Origin of the sequence: Microbacterium canaveralium (assembly GCF_047238045.1) — a bacterium.
Taxonomy (GTDB): domain Bacteria; phylum Actinomycetota; class Actinomycetes; order Actinomycetales; family Microbacteriaceae; genus Microbacterium.
Genome location: NZ_JBDFMA010000003.1, coordinates 2364526 through 2381182, shown reverse-complemented (window position 1 = coordinate 2381182; position 16657 = coordinate 2364526). Strand labels below are relative to the sequence as shown.

Annotated in this window: 16 protein-coding genes, 1 tRNA gene and 1 pseudogene; 13 read left to right on the top strand and 5 right to left on the bottom strand. The window is 69.7% G+C overall.

Going from position 1 to position 16657, the window contains the following annotated elements; all coding sequences use genetic code 11:
* The first annotated feature begins 25 nt into the window (after positions 1 to 25).
* A complete protein-coding gene (locus tag ABC271_RS12340) occupies positions 26 to 217 on the top strand; it encodes a hypothetical protein (RefSeq protein WP_412925140.1) in 192 nt (63 codons plus the stop codon).
* A gap of 65 nt (positions 218 to 282) precedes the next feature.
* Positions 283 to 825 (top strand): hypothetical protein, encoded by a 543-nt coding sequence (locus ABC271_RS12335; protein WP_412925139.1) that lies wholly within the window; start codon positions 283 to 285, stop codon positions 823 to 825.
* On the opposite strand, the gene ABC271_RS12330 is transcribed toward ABC271_RS12335, so the two are convergent.
* A complete protein-coding gene (locus ABC271_RS12330) occupies positions 788 to 1414 on the bottom strand; it encodes a hypothetical protein (protein ID WP_412925138.1) in 627 nt (208 codons plus the stop codon). The two genes, ABC271_RS12335 and ABC271_RS12330, sit on opposite strands and share 38 nt — an antisense overlap.
* Positions 1415 to 1509: 95 nt before the next feature.
* Here ABC271_RS12330 and ABC271_RS12325 point away from each other — a divergent pair.
* The 10 genes and pseudogenes from ABC271_RS12325 to ABC271_RS12280 all read left to right on the top strand — a co-directional run.
* Positions 1510 to 1656 (top strand): annotated as a pseudogene (locus ABC271_RS12325) (DUF4244 domain-containing protein); the annotation flags it as partial.
* 5 nt (positions 1657 to 1661) lie between these two features.
* On the top strand, positions 1662 to 1985 hold the full coding sequence (locus tag ABC271_RS12320) for a TadE family type IV pilus minor pilin (RefSeq protein ID WP_412925137.1): 324 nt from the start codon (positions 1662 to 1664) through the stop codon (positions 1983 to 1985).
* 389 nt (positions 1986 to 2374) lie between these two features.
* The gene (gene topA / locus ABC271_RS12315) at positions 2375 to 5083 is read left to right on the top strand and encodes a type I DNA topoisomerase (RefSeq protein WP_412926158.1); all 2709 of its coding nucleotides are present in this window, start codon (positions 2375 to 2377) and stop codon (positions 5081 to 5083) included.
* Positions 5080 to 5754 (top strand): dTMP kinase, encoded by a 675-nt coding sequence (gene tmk, locus ABC271_RS12310; protein ID WP_412925136.1) that lies wholly within the window; start codon positions 5080 to 5082, stop codon positions 5752 to 5754. Before topA ends, tmk begins: the two co-directional genes overlap by 4 nt.
* A gap of 69 nt (positions 5755 to 5823) precedes the next feature.
* A complete protein-coding gene (locus tag ABC271_RS12305; protein ID WP_412925135.1) occupies positions 5824 to 6999 on the top strand; it encodes a DNA polymerase III subunit delta' in 1176 nt (391 codons plus the stop codon).
* Positions 6996 to 8540: an alpha/beta hydrolase gene (locus ABC271_RS12300; protein ID WP_412925134.1), complete on the top strand. Its 1545-nt coding sequence runs from the start codon at positions 6996 to 6998 to the stop codon at positions 8538 to 8540. The genes ABC271_RS12305 and ABC271_RS12300 overlap by 4 nt, the downstream gene beginning before the upstream one ends.
* A gap of 85 nt (positions 8541 to 8625) precedes the next feature.
* Complete coding sequence (deoC, locus tag ABC271_RS12295) at positions 8626 to 9291, top strand: deoxyribose-phosphate aldolase (RefSeq protein ID WP_412925133.1); 666 nt, start codon at positions 8626 to 8628, stop codon at positions 9289 to 9291.
* Between the two features lie 73 nt (positions 9292 to 9364).
* Positions 9365 to 9440 (top strand) — tRNA-Thr (locus ABC271_RS12290).
* Positions 9441 to 9617: 177 nt separating this feature from the next.
* A complete protein-coding gene (locus ABC271_RS12285) occupies positions 9618 to 10013 on the top strand; it encodes a hypothetical protein (protein ID WP_412925132.1) in 396 nt (131 codons plus the stop codon).
* A gap of 37 nt (positions 10014 to 10050) precedes the next feature.
* Positions 10051 to 10626 carry an isochorismatase family protein gene (locus ABC271_RS12280; RefSeq protein ID WP_412925131.1) on the top strand — a complete coding sequence of 192 codons (576 nt, stop codon included), beginning with the start codon at positions 10051 to 10053 and terminating at the stop codon, positions 10624 to 10626.
* On the opposite strand, the gene ABC271_RS12275 is transcribed toward ABC271_RS12280, so the two are convergent.
* Positions 10610 to 11671 (bottom strand): PAS domain-containing sensor histidine kinase, encoded by a 1062-nt coding sequence (locus tag ABC271_RS12275; protein ID WP_412925130.1) that lies wholly within the window; start codon positions 11669 to 11671, stop codon positions 10610 to 10612. The two genes, ABC271_RS12280 and ABC271_RS12275, sit on opposite strands and share 17 nt — an antisense overlap.
* Positions 11672 to 11841: 170 nt before the next feature.
* Positions 11842 to 13428 carry a molybdopterin-dependent oxidoreductase gene (locus ABC271_RS12270; RefSeq protein ID WP_412925129.1) on the bottom strand — a complete coding sequence of 529 codons (1587 nt, stop codon included), beginning with the start codon at positions 13426 to 13428 and terminating at the stop codon, positions 11842 to 11844.
* A gap of 238 nt (positions 13429 to 13666) precedes the next feature.
* On the opposite strand from ABC271_RS12270, the gene ABC271_RS12265 reads away from it, so the two are divergent.
* Positions 13667 to 14365 (top strand): hypothetical protein, encoded by a 699-nt coding sequence (locus ABC271_RS12265; protein ID WP_412925128.1) that lies wholly within the window; start codon positions 13667 to 13669, stop codon positions 14363 to 14365.
* Positions 14366 to 14386: 21 nt separating this feature from the next.
* Here ABC271_RS12265 and ABC271_RS12260 read toward each other — a convergent pair whose 3' ends face one another.
* Positions 14387 to 15106 carry an ABC transporter ATP-binding protein gene (locus ABC271_RS12260; protein ID WP_412926157.1) on the bottom strand — a complete coding sequence of 240 codons (720 nt, stop codon included), beginning with the start codon at positions 15104 to 15106 and terminating at the stop codon, positions 14387 to 14389.
* A 35-nt stretch (positions 15107 to 15141) separates the two neighbouring features.
* A complete protein-coding gene (locus tag ABC271_RS12255) occupies positions 15142 to 16599 on the bottom strand; it encodes an ABC transporter permease (RefSeq protein WP_412925127.1) in 1458 nt (485 codons plus the stop codon).
* Between the last annotated feature and the right edge of the window lie 58 nt (positions 16600 to 16657).

Here is a 16657-nt window from a genome sequence, read left to right as displayed (position 1 = left end):
CCCCGAACCAACGAAAGGAAGCACCATGCCCACCCAGGAAGTCAAGACGACGATCGCCCTCCCGGTGCATCTCGTCGATCTCGCGAAGGTCGCGCTCGACGCGAAGAAGACGATCGTCCCCGGGGCGACGGATCTCAACGGCGCTCAGAACATCAGCATCGTCGCGAAGCCGCCGACCTTCGACACGACGGAAGTAGTCACCCGCGTCGTCACGTGACGTAGCCCTCACCGACCGCCCCGCCCTGCATCCCGCTCGGCGGGGCGGTCCCGATTGGAGAAGCCATGACCGAGCGAGACGCAATCGTCGCCCGCGTGCTCATCGAAGAGCGGTGGGCGCATCTGCACGCCGACGAGCGCAGAGCCGAAGCGAGCGAGCTCTCCGCGATGCCCGTCGAGCGTGGCGGGCTCGGTCACCGGCTCAACGCCGCGACGATCGGGGCGCGAGCTCGCGCATATGCGACGAAGCGAGCGGCCCGGCTTGAAGAAGCGCGCGCCGCCGAGCGTGAGCGTCGGATAGACGCCGCCGAGAGCGAGCTCGCGAAGGCTGACGCCCGCGTAGCGGCTTGTGCCGCGGCCGGTGACGGCGTCGAATATGCCGCGGCCCTACGCGCCTACGATCGGGCCGAGGCGACGCTCACGCGCCGGGAGAGCGAGCACGTCGCACTCACCCGTCAGATGCGCGACAGCGATGAGATCGACGTCGCCCTCGCTCTCATCGAAGCGATGCGCCACGTTCCCGAGCTCGACCGTCCGCATCTCGCGCGGTCGCTGGCGATCGAGAAGCCGCTCACGGCATTCGCGCGGCGCCTGAGTCCTCTTCGGTGACCGGGGCGGCTTGCGTCCAGCCGCGCGGGTCGTTCGTGCCTAGCTGCTCGATCGGCTCGTAGTGCCGGCGACGCCACCAGACCCCCGCCGCATCGCGATACTCGATCACCGGCCAGAAGCCGCGGTGCTCTTCGAGTCGATGCACGACGCACATCTTCGCCGTTTGGCCGGGGAGAAGAGGCTCGTCGAAGCCGATGACCGTTCGGTCGATCAGGGTCAGCGTCTGCCGGTCGCACACGTAGGCGCGAATCGGGCCGACGACTTCGTCGCTCTGGTTGTGCACGGTGAGTTGGATCTGTGTCTGATCCGCGGTCGCCTTCCAACCCCAATTGACGCCCTCCATCACATTCGGCTCGATGCCGACCTCGCCACCGAACGCACGGAAGTTGTCGGGCGGATAGACGTCCAGACCCTTCGTGATCGTGTAGACGCCGTCCAGCGTCGACCACACGCGGCGAGCTTGAGCTTCCGTCCGCACCTTCACGTCATCGCGGTACGCGCTCGCCGTCAGATTGTTAGCCTCTGCCGACAGGCGCGCGGCGCGCGCTGAGAAGTAGAGCGACACCGCCGCGCCGATGAGGGCGAGCAAGGCGATCCCCGCGGCGACCCATTCGGGCAGCGAGCCGAGCGTCATCGGCCCTTCGATCACGAGCGGCTCGGGTGTAGGCGAAGGCGTCACGCGCCGAGCCTAGCGGGGCGGCCCATATCCGCTTTGATCCCGCGACGGTTGCGGCGGTCGCGTTCGCGGGCCTCCTCGTGGTCATCATGAGGTCGGACGAGGTGCGCGGCATCCTGACCGATCTGATCCGCCGTGCGCTCACGGTGCAGTGAAACCGATGACACTCGATGATCGCGGGTCCGTGACGGCGGAGTTCGCCGTTGCTCTGCCCGCGATCGTCGTGGTGCTCGCGCTCGGCCTCGGTGCGCTCGCCGCGGGGGCGACGGAGGTGCGGCTGCAGCACGCGGCGGCCGAGTCGGCGCGGCTGTTCGGTCGTGGTGACGAGGCCGGCGCGCGAGCCGTCGTGACGAGCATCGGCGCAACGGTCTCGGTCGACCGGGGCGAAACGCTGGTGTGTGTCGAGGCCTCGGCAGCGATTCCGCTCCCTCTGGCATTGGGTCCGCTCTCCGCTCGTTCGTGCGCGCTCGACGGGGGCGGATAGTGGCGGGTTCTGCGAGCGCGATGGGGGTGGTCGCGGCCATCGCCGTGGCCTCCCTCGGTCTGGCCGTCGTAGCGGGCGCCGCCGCGCAGGCGCAGCGACTCTCCGGGATCGCGGATGCCGCTGCCCTCGCCGCGGCCGACACCGTGAGCGGCGCTGTACCGGGGGTGCCGTGCGAGGCAGCGGAAGCGGTGACGCGGGCGGGTGACGCGAACCTGAACGAATGCGATGTCGACGGCCTCGTCGCCACGGTCACCGTCGGCAGCGCGTACGGTGGGATTCCGTTCGCTGCACGCGCGAAGGCCGGACCACCCGATGTCTCGACCGCGTATGACCTCCCGGATCCCGACCAGGGAGGCGTGTGTATGGTGTGCAACGAAGAAAGGACCCCAGTGGCTAACGGCAAGAAGCTCGTCATCGTCGAGTCCCCGACGAAGATGAAGTCGATCCAGGGATACCTCGGCGACGGTTACGAAGTGCTCAGCTCGGTCGGGCACATCCGCGACCTCGCTTCCAAGAAGGAGATCCCCGCCGACAAGAAGGCGGCCTACGGCAAGTACTCCATCGACGTCGAGAATGACTTCGATCCGTACTACGTCGTCAACGACCGCAAGACCAAGACGGTCGCCGAGCTCAAGCGCGCCCTGAAGTCCGCCGACGAAGTCCTGCTCGCAACCGATGGTGACCGCGAAGGCGAAGCCATCGCGTGGCACCTGCGCGAGGTCCTCAAGCCCAAGGTTCCCGTCCGCCGCATGGTGTTCCACGAGATCACCAAGGACGCCATCCAAGACGCCGTCAACCACACGCGCGAGCTCGACGAGTCCCTTGTCGACGCACAGGAGACCCGCCGCGTCCTCGACCGCCTCTACGGGTGGGACGTCTCGCCCGTGCTGTGGCGCAAGGTCGGATCGGGCCGTGAGGGCACCGCGCTCAGCGCCGGCCGCGTGCAGTCCGCCGCCACGCGCATGGTCGTCGAGCGTGAGCGCGAGCGCATGGCGTTCGTCTCGGCGTCGTACTGGGACGTCGAGGCGCTGGCATCCAAGTCCGGCTCGTCGTTCATGACGCGTCTGAACCGTCTCGACGGCGCCCCGCTGGCCCGCGGTGGCGACTACGACGACAACGGAAAGCTCAAGAAGGCCGTCGTCGTGCTCGACGAGGCCCAGGCTCGCGCGCTCGCCGCCGACATCGTCGCCGCCGCCAAGGCCACCGTCGCCAAGGTCGAGGCCAAGCCCGGAACCCGCAGCCCCCGTGCCCCCTTCACCACCTCCACGATGCAGCAGGAGGCGGGACGCAAACTCTCGATGAGCGCCAAGCACGCCATGGGCGTCGCTCAGCGTCTCTACGAGAAGGGGTTCATCACCTATATGCGTACCGACTCCACCGCACTGTCGACGCAGGCCGTGAAGGCCGCGCGCGAGCAGGCGGTGGCGCTGTACGGCGACAAGGCCGTGCCCGCCAACCCCCGCGTCTACCGCAGCAACTCCAAGAACGCGCAGGAGGCGCACGAGGCCATCCGCCCTTCGGGTGAGCACTTCCGCACGCCCGCGTCGCTGGCGTCGTCGCTCGACCGTGACGAGCAGAAGCTGTACGACCTCATCTGGAAGCGCACCGTCGCCAGCCAGATGTCGGATGCCAAGTACGAGACCACCACGGTCACCCTCGCCGTCCAGGCGGGGGAGAAGCACGCCGAGTTCACCGCGTCGGGCACCGTGTACACGTTCAAGGGGTTCCTCGAGGCGTACGAAGAGGGCAACGACGAGAAGCGCAACGACGAGGACGCCGACCAGTCGCTCCCCGCCGTGGCGGTCGGCGACGAGCTCGCCATCAGCGATGTCGAGCCCAAGGGGCACAGCACCTCGCCGAAGCCGCGCTACACCGAGGCGAGCCTGGTCAAGGCGCTCGAAGAGAAGGGCATCGGTCGTCCCTCGACCTTCGCCAGCATCATCGGCGTCATCCTCGACCGCGGATACGTCACCAAGCGTGGTCAGGCGCTCGTGCCCAGCTGGCTCGCCTTCAGCGTCGTGCGTCTGCTCGAACAGCACTTCGCCGACCTCGTCGACTACGACTTCACGGCCGCCCTCGAAGACGACCTCGACGCCATCGCCCGCGGTGAGCAGCGCCGCACCGAGTGGCTCAAGGCGTTCTACTTCGGATCCGACAAGCAGGTGGGGCTGCGTCACATCGTCGAGAATCTCGGCGAGATCGACGCGCGCGAGCTGAACTCGACGCGTATCACCGACACTGCGACCCTCCGCTTCGGCAAGTACGGCCCCTACCTCGAGGTCGTCCAGCCCGGTGCGCCCGAGGATGCCAAGCCGCGCATCGTCAACATCCCCGAAGACCTCGCGCCCGACGAGCTCACGCCTGAGAAGGCGCAGGAGCTCATCGACGCGCCCATCGCGGGCGACCGCGTTCTCGGTGAGAACCCGGAGAACGGCAAGCTCGTCGTCGTCAAGGACGGTCGGTTCGGCCCCTACGTTCAAGAGGTCGACGCCGAGGAGCCCGAAGAGGTCGACCAGGCCACCGGTGAGGTCGTCGAGGCCCCGAAGAAGCGCGGAGCCAAGAAAGAGGCTGCCCCCAAGCCCCGCACGGCCTCGCTCTTCCGCTCGATGTCCGTCGACACGATCGACCTCGACACCGCGCTGCAGCTGCTGTCGCTCCCGCGCGTCGTGGGTGCCGACCCGACCTCGGGCGAAGAGATCACCGCCCAGAACGGTCGCTTCGGCCCGTACCTGAAGAAGGGCACCGACTCGAGGTCGCTCGACTCCGAGGCCCAGATCTTCGACATCACCCTCGAAGACGCCCTCGCCAAGTACGCCGAGCCCAAGTACGGCGCCCGGCGCGCATCGAGCGCCCTCAAGGAGTTCGAGGCCGACCCCGTCAGCGGCAAGCCGATCAAGCTCAAGGACGGCCGTTTCGGCCCGTACGTCACGGACGGCGAGACGAACGCCACGGTGCCGCGCGGAGAGGACGCGATGGCCATCACTTTCGAGCGGGCCGTCGAACTCATCGCCGACAAGCGCGCGAAGGGTCCCGCCCCCAAGCGTGCCGCGGCGAAGAAGACGACGACCACGCGCAAGGCCCCGGCGAAGAAGTCGTGACGACCGAACCCTCTCGGCCGCCGCACGCCCCGCGTGCGGCGGCAGCCGGGGGACCGGGGCTGTTCCTCACCTTCGAAGGCGGTGACGGCGCGGGCAAGACCACCCAGGCCGTGCTGCTCGAGGAGTGGCTCCGCACCCAAGGTCGTGAGGTCGTGCGGACGCGCGAACCCGGCGGCACCGACGTCGGCGTCCGCATCCGCGACATCGTCCTGCACCACCGCGGACACATCGCCCCGCGTGCGGAGGCGCTGCTGTACGCGGCCGACCGCGCGCACCACATCGAGACGGTGGTCCAGCCCGCGATCGCGCGAGGCGACGTCGTCATCCAGGACCGCTACCTCGACTCCTCCGTCGCGTACCAGGGAGCCGGCCGCGTGCTCGATGCCGACGACGTGCGGGAGCTGTCGCTCTGGGCCACCGGCGGACTGCTTCCCGACCTGACCGTTCTCCTCGACCTCGACCCCGCGTCGGCGCGAGCGCGGCTGGACGCGGACGACAAGCCCTTCGACCGCCTCGAGGCGGAGAAGGCCGAGTTCCACGAACGCGTCCGCGCCGCGTTCCTCGCCCTGGCCGCCGCCGAGCCCGAGCGTTTCCTCGTCCTGGATGCCACCGAGCCACCGCCCGCGTTGGCCGAGAAGGTGCGTGCGGCCGTGGCATCCCGTCTCTCATGACGCCCTCGCTCGCCGACCCTCAGCCGATCAGCAGCGGTCGTGTCGGCAGCCGCGATTAGGGTGGAACCCATGTCGGCCGCTGTGGAATCCCCCGCGCGAACCGTCGGGGCGCCCTTCCCGTGGGACGCCGTGTGGGGGCAGACCGAGGCCGTCGAGACGCTTCGTGCCGCCGCCGACGACCCTTCCGCACTCGCCCACGCGTGGCTCATCACCGGGCCCCCCGGATCGGGCCGGTCGACCCTCGCCTACGCCTTCGCGGCTGCGCTCATCGCCGACCCCGGCGACGAGGTCGCCCAGCGGCAGGTGCTCGCACGCACCCACCCCGATCTCACGGCTCTGCGCACCGAGCAGGTCGTCATCCGCATCGACGAAGCACGCCGACTCGTCGAACGCGCCTCGTTCGCGCCGTCGCTCGGGCGCCACCGCGTGATCGTCGTCGAAGATGCCGACCGCATGGCCGAGCGCACGTCGAACGTGCTGCTCAAGGCCCTCGAAGAGCCGCCGGAGCAGACCGTCTGGGTCCTGTGCGCGCCGAGCGACGCCGACCTGCTGCCCACCATCCGCTCCCGGGTCCGCGTCCTGCGCCTGCGCGAGCCGTCCGTCGCCGACGTCGCCTCCCTCATCGTCGAACGCACCGGCGTCACCGCCGACGTCGCGGAAGAGTCGGCTCGTCATGCCCAGCGCCACATCGGAATGGCGCAGCGCCTCGCGACCGACGACGACGCCCGCGCCCGTCGCGCCGAGACGCTGTCCGCCGTCCTCGCCGTCCGCGGCATCAGCGACGCCGTCGACGTCGCCGGGCAGATCGTGCGCCTCGCCACCGACGACGCCAAGGCCCTGACCGCGACCCGCGACGAAGAGGAGCGCCGCTCGCTGCTGCGCACCCTCGGGGTCGCCGAGGGTGCCGCGGTGCCGCCGAGCGTGCGGGGCCAGCTGAACGCCCTCGAAGACGACCAGAAGCGCCGGGCCACCCGGAGCCTCCGCGACGGCATCGATCGCGTCCTCACCGACCTCCAGTCGCTCTTCCGCGACGTCGTCATGCTGCAGTACGGGCGCGACGGCGACCTCGTCAACGAGGAAAGGATCGACGACCTCCGCTCCCTCGCCGCGGAATGGACACCCGCCCGCACCCTCGGCGTCCTCGACCGCATCACCGACACCCGCCGTAACCTCGAGCAGAACGCCGCTCCGCTCCTGGCGCTCGAGAGCCTGTTGATCACCGTCGCGAACGGATCCGCGCCGTGAGCCTCCGTCGCCGACTCGCCACGGCCGTAGCCGGTGTCGCGGCGCTCGCCGTGGCGCTCTCCGGATGCCTCTACGCTCAGATCCCGCCCATGGCGCCCGGGGGCGGGGCATCCCTCGCACCGCAGACCGACGGAGTGTCCGCCGAACTCCTGCCGTACTACGGGCAGACCCTGGACTGGCAGGAGTGCGGGACCGGGCTCGATTGCACCACGGTCACGGTTCCCCGCGACTACAGCGACCCGAGTGTGGGTGATCTCGACCTCGCGGTCGTCCGCCACCGCGCCTCCTCCGGACAGCCGATCGGTTCGCTCCTGACCAACCCGGGCGGCCCCGGAGCAGCCGGCGTCTCTCTCATGAAGCAAGCGCTGTCGATCCTCGTCGACGACAAGCTCACCCAGGCCTACGACGTCATCGGTTTCGATCCGCGAGGAGTCGGCGAGTCCACCGCGGTCACCTGTTACGACCCGCCGCAGCTCGACGCCTACCTCTACGACATCCCGCCCGGGGCGCGAGGGAGCGAAGAGCGCCAAGCGGCCCTCGACAAGCGCGCCGCGGACTTCGCCAAGGCCTGCGAAGACCGCAGCGACGGCATCCTGCCCTACATCACCACCGACAACTCCGCTCGCGACATGGACGTACTCCGTGCCGTCCTCGGCGACCCCAAGCTCAACTACCTCGGGTTCTCGTACGGTACGTTCCTCGGTGCCACCTACGCCGGCCTGTTCCCGGAACGTGTCGGCCGGATGGTGCTCGACGGCGGCATCGACCCGAGCGTGTCGGGTTCCGACACGTCGTTGCGTCAGGCCGTCGGCTTCGAGCAATCGCTTCGCGCCTTCATGGCGGACTGTCTCCGCACCAGCGAGTGCCCCTTCGCGGGAAGCGTCGACGACGCCATGTCCGACCTGTCAGCCCTCCTGGCCCGCGTCGACGCGCGACCGATCACCGCGTCCGATGGGCGCCAGCTCGGTGGCGACACCCTGATGACCGCGATCACCGCGGCGCTCTACAGCGAAGAAAGCTGGGCGTACCTGCGCTCCGCCCTGACCGACGTCAGCAACGGGCGTGCCGACGTCGCTTTCCAACTTGCCGACTTCTACACCGGTCGCCTCGGGGATCGCTACGACGGCAACACGATGGAAGCCTTCGTCGCGTACAACTGCATGGACTATCCCGACGAGGGAACGGATGCCGACGTCGCCGCGCTCCAGGCGAAGCTCGACGCCGCAGCTCCCGTCGTCGCCCCGTACTGGGCCGGCGGCGGCGACCCCTGCGCCTCGTGGCCCGCGCCGCCCACCGGTGTGCGCCAGCCGATCACCGCACCGGGATCACCGCCCATCGTGGTGATTGGAACGACGGGCGACCCCGCGACGCCGTACGACGGTGCGCAGAGTCTGGCCTCGCAGCTCGCCCAAGGCATCCTCGTGACGAACGTCGGCGAGGGGCACTTGGGATACAACAAGGGCAACGCGTGCGTCACCGACGCCGTCGATTCCTACCTCGTCGACGGAACGGTCCCCGAGAACGGGCTCCGCTGCGGCTGACGCCAGCCCAAGTGGCCCGGCGCAGACGAGCGATCGGCCGGTGGCGGAACGTAGGCTTGTCGATGTCCCCGCCCGAAGGAGCACCATGACCACCCCCGACCTGGCCACCTACATCGACCACACCCTGCTCAAGCCAGAGGCGACGCGAGCCGACGTCGAGCGCACCATCGCCGAGGCTGCCGAACTCGGCACCTACAGCGTGTGTTTGTCGCCGTCGTTCCTTCCCGTCGAGGTGCCCGAGGGGCTGAAAGTCGCCGTGGTCTGCGGCTTCCCCAGCGGTAAGCACCACGCCGAGGTCAAGGCGGCAGAGGCGGCGCTGTCGGTCGCGCAGGGCGCTGACGAGATCGACATGGTCATCGACATCGGAGCCGCGATCGAGGGCCGCTACGAGGTCGTCGAGGCGGAGATCCGTGCCGTCCGCACCGCCGTGCCCGCCCCGACCGTGCTCAAGGTGATCATCGAGTCCGCCGCGCTCACCGATGAGGCGATCGTCGCGGTCTGCGAGGCCGCCGTCGCCGCGGGTGCCGACTTCGTGAAGACGTCGACCGGGTTCCACCCCGCGGGCGGAGCCAGCGTCCACGCTGTCGAGCTCATGAAGCGCACGGTCGGTGACCGCGCCGAAGTCAAGGCATCCGGGGGCATCCGCACCCGCGCCGCGGCCGAAGACATGATCGCCGCGGGTGCGACCCGTCTCGGCCTGTCATCGAGCCGTGACATCCTCGCCGACCGCTCCGCGACCGGCGACTACTGACCCTCGGCCCGATTCGTCCGGCGGACCGGTGACCATGTAAGATCGATGATCGTGCACGCGTCAGCGCCCGCACGCCGCCTTAGCTCAGACGGCAGAGCGATTCACTCGTAATGAATAGGTCAAGGGTTCGATTCCCTTAGGCGGCTCCAAACGACGAAGGCCCCCGGATCACCTGGAAACAGGCGGACCGGGGGCCTTTTGTCGTTCGCTTACGCCTACCTGGCAACGGGCGGACCACGTCGGGAGGGTGTCGCCCCGGCCGATAGGCTGAAGCCTCACCCGTCGCGCCACGCGCGGAGATCGTCGCCCCGCCCGCAGGAGCCCCCGTGTCGAACGTCGTCGATATCGTGATCGAGCTGTTCACCTGGGTGGGCCTCGGAGCCGGCATCCTCTTGGCCATCGCCGCTCTGATCCTCTACGTCGCCGACGGGACCTGGGTGCCCGTGCGTGCCGTGGTCGAGGATGTCGATGACCACCGCGTGGTTCGCTGGTTCGATGAGCACGGGGGAGTCAACGAGGCACCGCTCTCGCCCCACGACGATGCGCGGATCGGTGCCGCCGACATGGCCGACGTCTACGCGCGTCGCGGCTCGCGACACCGCATGCGGCTGACGCCATCGTCGCCCCTGGTCCGCTTCGTCGGACTGCTCGCCATCGGAGTCCTCAGCCTCGGCGCGTTGGCCTTCGCCCTTTCGGTCGTGCTTCTTTTCGCGCGCGGGTGACCGACCCGGCCCTCGCTGCCGAGCGTAGGCTCGACGCATGAGCCGGGCACTGTTCATCGTCGACGTCCAGAACGATTTCACCGAACGCGGAGCCCTCGGGGTGGTCGGGGGCGACGAGGTCGCCGAACGCATCTCGCGGTATCTCGACGCCCGCGCCGACGACTATGCGATCGTCGTCGCCTCGAGGGACTGGCACCACGGCGATGACGACAACGGCGGTCATTTCGCGGCGGAGCCGGACTTCGTCGACACGTGGCCTGTGCACTGCGTCGGAGGAACCTACGGCGCTGACTACGACGAGGTGTTCGACACGCGCCGGGTCACCCACCACCTGAAGAAGGGGCAGGGAAAGCCCGCCTACTCCCTGTTCGAGGGAGTGACGGACGACGGTCTGACCGCCGACGACATCCTGAACCAGTACGCCATCGGCGACATCGACGTCGTCGGCATCGCGACCGACTACTGCGTGCGGGCCTCGGCGCTCGATGCGCTCGCGGCCGGACGCACCGTGCGGGTGCTCACCGACCTGATCGCGGGCGTGCACCCCGATTCCAGCGCCGCGGCGTTGTCCGAGATCGAGTCGGCGGGGGCGCGCCTCACTCGTTCGGAGTGATCTCTGCCTCGGCGCGGGGGATCGTGAGGGTCACGCTCGTTCCCACCCCGAGCTCGCTGGAGATCCGTACGGTGCCCCCGTGCTCCTGCGCGATCTGTCGGACGCTCGCCAGGCCGATTCCGCTGCCGCCGTCATGCGGGTCGGCGAGACGTCCTCGTTCGCCTTCGTCGAGTACCGACCGGAGATCGTCGGGGTGGATGCCTCGCCCCCGGTCGCGCACGCGCACGGTCGCTCCCTCGTCGGTCTCGTAGACCTCCACGTCGATGACGTCGTCGGAGTACTTCGCCGCGTTCTCGAGCACGTTGGCCACCGCGCGGCGGAGGCTCAGGACGTCGCCCACCACGGGAACGGCATCCATCTGGCCGAGGGCGACTCGATCCGCCGCGTCACCGGGCAGGACCAGCGCGATCGCACCGCGGGTGACGAGGTCCATCGTCGCCCGGCTGCGCCCACCCTCGGGGCGGGAGTTCGCGTCGGCCATCAGGGCTTGCGCCATCGCGACGAGGTGGTCGCTGGCCTCGCCGGCGAGTTGGAGGAGCCGGTGATCGGCAGGGAGTTCATCGGCCAGGAGATCGAGGTAGCCGCGCAGCGCGGTGACGGGCGAGAGCAGATCATGGGCGAAGGTGCGCTGGAGGGTCGCCTTCTCGTCCGCACTCCGCTTCTCGCTGGTCAGGTCGCGCACGATCTTGACAAACCCGAGCACCTGGCCGGACTCGTTGCGGATCGCCGAGATGGTCACGCTCGCCCAGAACTCCCTGCCGTCCTTGCGAACGCGCCACCCGGTGTCCTCGACGTGTCCGTCGCGTTGCGCGGCTGCGAGCAGACGGTCGGGGAGGCCGCGACCGCGATCGTCATCCCGGTAGAACCGCGAGAAGTGCTCACCGATGATCTCGTTCTCGGCGTACCCCTTGATGAGTTGGGCGCCGAGGTTCCACCCGCGTACGACACCGCCGCCGTCGAGCTTGACGATCGCGAACTGGTCGACCTGCCCGTCCCAGTCGGCGGGTAACGCCCGCCTCAGGCTAGCGATGGGTCGACCGTCCACGGGAGAGGGATGGTGAGGGCCACGGTAAGACCCGTCGTGCTCGGCGACGCTCACGGGCGCACGCCGATGACCGGGAGAATGCTTGCTGAAGGCATGAGCCGATCATGCCGGGGCCACGCGCGCAAGACCACCGCTTGACACGAACCGTGCCATGGCCGTTACGCGCAATGTCAGCTCACCGTGACCAGCGTGCGCTGCCATCCGCTGGAGCCGTTCGGCGCGATCGCCGCCGGCTCCTGGATCTGCACGTTGCCCTGCTTGTCGGTCGCGCGGACCGAGATGTAGTGCGTGCCGGGCTGGGCGTCCCACTCGAGCATCCACTGGACCCAGGACTGGTCGTTGATCGGCGTCGACAGCGTCGCCTGCTGCCATTCGCCGTTGTCGATGCTCACCTCGACGGTCTTCACGCCGATCGGTTGCGCCCAGGCCATTCCCGCGATCGGGACCTTGCCTGCCGGGACGGGCGAGCCGATCTTGGGCGTGTCCACGCGCGACGACATCTTGATGGGGGCCTCGGCGGAGTACCCGCGGGGTGTCCAGTACGCCTCCATCTGGTCGAACCGGGTGACCGTGAGCTTCGTCACCCACTTCGTCGCCGAGACGTAGCCGTACAGACCGGGAACGACCATGCGCACCGGGAAGCCGTGCTCGAACGGAAGCGGTTCGCCGTTCATGGCCACCGCGAAGATGGCATCCAGTCCGTCATCGGTCAGCGACGACAGGGGAGTGGATGCCGTGAACCCGTCGACGCTCTCGGAGAGCACCATGTCGGCGTCGCCCTGCGGGGAGGCGAGCCGGAGCACGTCGCGGATCGGCACGCCCTGCCAGATCGCGTTGCCGACGAGCCCTCCGCCGACCTCGTTCGAGACGCACGTGAGGGTCACGCCGTACTCGTCCAGACCCATGTTGACCAGGTCGTCGAAGGACAGCTCGACGGGCGTGTCGACCATGCCGTCGATGGTCAGGCGCCAGGTCGACGGGTCGACATTCGGCACGGTGAGGGCGGTGTCGACACGGTAGAAGTCGGCGTTCGGCGTGATCAACGGCGAAAGCCCGGGGACGTCGAGAGACGCGCCCTCGGGGACGGTGACCGTGCTGCGCACGGCCGGGAGGCGGAGAGCGTCGCGAGCGGCCGCTACCGACGCCGTGGCCGCGTTCACCACACGGGCGCCGACACCGACGACGATGGCCGTCGCCGCGCTGAAGCCCGAGAGAAGGAAGAAGCCCCGTCGGCTGACGCCCGCCGCCTGCGCATCGCCGGCGGCCGCCGCGGTCGACCAGCGACGCAGACGACGGCTGAGGATCAGCAGCAGCGCGACGCCCGCGATGGTTCCGAGGACAGGCGGAAGCCAGGCGAGACCGGTGGCTCCCGCACGCGTGACGATCGCGACCGTGGCCAGGACACCGCCCACGCCGAGCAGGATCGCGCCGACCGGACGGAATCGGTACTCCAGCACACCCGCGACGGCGGCGGCGACAGCGGCCCCCAGGCCGACACCGGCGAGGAGGGCGATCTTGTCGGACTCGCCGAAGACGGTGATCGCGAACTCCTTGAGGGGGCGCGGCACGATGTCGACGATGACCGATCCGACGGCCAGGACGGGGCTCGCCGAACGCGCGACCAGCACCGCGAACAGTTCGGCGACGGCGAGCAGCGCGGCGGCGGAGATGAGCCCGGCCAGCGCGGCCCAGAACCAGCCTCGAGGACGACGGACCGTGGTCGGCTCGTCGGTGCGGGTGGCGGTGTCGGTGGTCATGGCATCCCTCTCCGTGTCGACGACACGCAAAGCGCCGCCGTCATGGGTCTATTCGGAGCGGGGGCGGGAACGGATGCCGCGCGGTGACGGATCCGCGACGTCGACGCGCCACCGCGCGTCGTCTCGGGCCGAATCCGCCGGGCGGACCCCGCGGCACACCGGGAGTAGAACGGCCCGCCGCTACGCTGTGACACATTCGCCCGGTGGCATCCGCCCGCTCGCGCGAGGGGAGCCCGCTGTGACCGACGTCGTCCGCTGGCTCGCCGCGCTCTCGACGCTCGTGGGCCTGGGGCTCAGTCTTGGCCTCAATCCCGCGCTCTATGCCGCGACCGCCGACGTGCTGGCGCAGAACACCCGGGTCGCGAGGCGAATCGGCTGGATGATCGGCGGCCTCGCCGTCGGGGCGACGCTCCTGTACGCGCTGTTGCAGAGCTTCGATCCGACCGCTCTGGTCACCGCGGCCGAGGAGCGCACGACGGACGCCCTGCGAGACGCCCGAGTGGATGCCGTGGCGGGGGCGCTCTTCCTGACCGCCGCCGTCGGAGTCGCCGGATGGAAGCTGCGCGAGCCGATCCGCCGTCCCCGAGCCGCGACCGCCGCTCCCCGGACGCGCACGTGGAGTTACTTCCTCCTCGGCCTCGGCTGTTCGGTCGTCGGGTTCACGACCCTGCCCATCATGTACATGACCGGGCGGGTGACCGAGGGAGTCACGGGAGACCCGGTCCTGCGACTCGCGGCGTTCGCGGTGTTCCTCGTGGCGCTCGCCGCTCCGTTCGCGGGGCTGGCCGGTGCGTGGTCGCTCTTCCCCTCGGCGGCATCCCGCGTGGAGGGGTTCTACGGTCGGCTGGCGCGCACCGATCATCGCTGGCTGTACGCCGGTGTTCTCGCGGTCGCCGGGATCGCGTGCCTCGTAGTCGCGCTGCTGCCGATGCGTTGACAGCATCGGCAGCAGCGCGTCTCACCGGTGCGTGATGTCGGTGATCGTGCCCTTCGCCAGGCGCAGCCGTCGCCGCGCGCGGCGGGCCACGGCCGAGTCGTGCGTGACGACGACGAGAGTCAGCCCCTCGGTGTTGAGCGTTTCGAGCACGTCCAGGATCTCGTCGCGCATGTGTTCGTCGAGGTTGCCCGTCGGCTCGTCGGCCAGCAGGACTCGCGGCTGCTTGGCCACGGCGCGGGCGATCGCGACGCGCTGCTGCTGACCGCCCGAGAGCTCTCCGGGCCGATGGTCGTGCCGGTCGGCGAGCCCGACGCGCTCGAGAGCTTCCGCGACCCGCCGTCGGCGCTCCTGCCGGTCGAGGCCGAGCGGCTCCAGTCCCATGTCGACGTTCTCGGCGGCGGTGAGGGTCGGGATGAGATTGAACCCCTGGAACACGAATCCGATCTCGGCGGCGCGCACTCGGCCGAGCTGGTCGTTCGAGGCCTGGGCGATGTCGAGATCGCCGAGTCGCACGGCCCCCGACGTCGGGCGGTCCAGTGCCCCGAGGATCTGCAGCAGGGTCGACTTGCCGCCGCCGGTGGGACCCTGGATGGTGACGAAGTCCCCGGCCGTGATCTCGAGATCGATCCCGGCCAGCGCCGTCACGGCGCGTTCTCGCTGCCGGTACGTGCGCGTGACGCCTTCGAGGCGGTAGGCCATCGCCTTCGCCGCGGTGGCGTCGCTGGAGGATGCGGTTGTCATGGTCACGATGTCTTCTCCTTGGGTGAGGGTGTCCGTCAGGCGACGGAGCGGAGGGCGGCGGCGGGGCTGAGGCGCGCGGCGCGCCAGCCACCGAACGCCCCCGCGAGCACTCCGCCGAGGACGGCGATGCCGACTGCCGCGATGACGATCACGGGCGTGACGGGGGCGTGCAGGACGATGTCGGTGGCCTGGGCCGCCGCCTGTCCGAAACCGCCGCCGCCGAAGCCACCACTGCCCGGACCGCGCCCGGCGCCCGGGCCGTTCTCGCCGCTGGCGGAGGCGGTGACCGAGATCGTGGGGGAGATCACGTTCACCAGAAGGATGCCGCCGAGGCCGAGGATCAGGCCCGCGGCGCCCCCGATGAGTCCTTGCACGAGCGACTCCCCGGCGACCTGCCGGACGACCCGGCCGTTGGACCAGCCGATGGCTTTGAGGGTGCCGAACTCTCGGGTGCGGCGCGCGACACCGGAGAGGGTGAACAGCACCGCCAGGGCGACGGCGACGACGAGCACCACGATGGACAGCCAGGTACCGAGGTTCGTGATGAGGGATGAGGCGCTCGAGAGGGATCCGGAGACGGTCGAGGCGAGCTGCGACTGCGAGCTCACGGTCGCGTCGGGGAGAGCTGCCTGCACCTCGCTCTGCACGGTGCCGATGGCATCCGCCGATGCGGCTTGGACGTACACGGTCGAGACGACGTCGCCGGCACCGGAGAGCGACTGGGCAACATCGAGGGGCAGATAGACGTTCGCGGCGGTGTCGGCGTCGGCCGATGCCGAGGCGACGATACCGACGATCTGCATGGCGGTGCCGCCGACGTCGATGGTGCCGCCGACGGTGAGGCTGTTGCTCGCGGCGTAGGTCGCGTCCACCACCGCGACGTTCGCGCCGGCGTCGGAGGCGGCGAGGGCGCGGCCGTCGGAGACGGTGACCGAGGACAGGGGGCCGACGGTCGCGGCAGGGTCGACGCCGAGCACGCTGAACGACTGGATGTCGAAAGCGCTCCCGCCTTCGCCACCCGCGGGTGGTCCGTTCTGTTCGCCGCTCTCGGGTCCGGATGGGGCACTGCGGTCGGGGATCTGCCCCGAGAACGTGGTGTTGGTCAGGGACAGCGCTCCGGTGGCTGCGGCGACGCCGTCGATCTCGGCGACCGTCGTCACCGTCGAGGCATCGAGGTTCGCCCTCAGGAAGTCGGTGATCAACCGCGACTGACTCAGCGAGGTGGTTCCGTCCTGCGAGGATCCGTCGCCTTCCCCGAAGTCGAAACGAGGTCCTCGCTGCCCCTCGGTCGGCTCGGTCTGGGCACCGGTCACGGTGAGGTCGGTCCCCACCCCGTACACGGATGCCAGTGCCTGGGTCTGAGCGTCTCGCACCCCCGCGGAGAGGGCGTTGACGACGATCACGAGGGCGATCGCCACGGCGAGTCCGACGGCGACGATCACGGTCTGCTTGGTGCGGCCCGCGAGTTCGCGCCGCAGGTACGTCCAGTACATGGTTCTCCTTCTCGGCGCGGAGTGCGGCCGTGGCCCTGAAAGTAGGGACGGCGCCCTC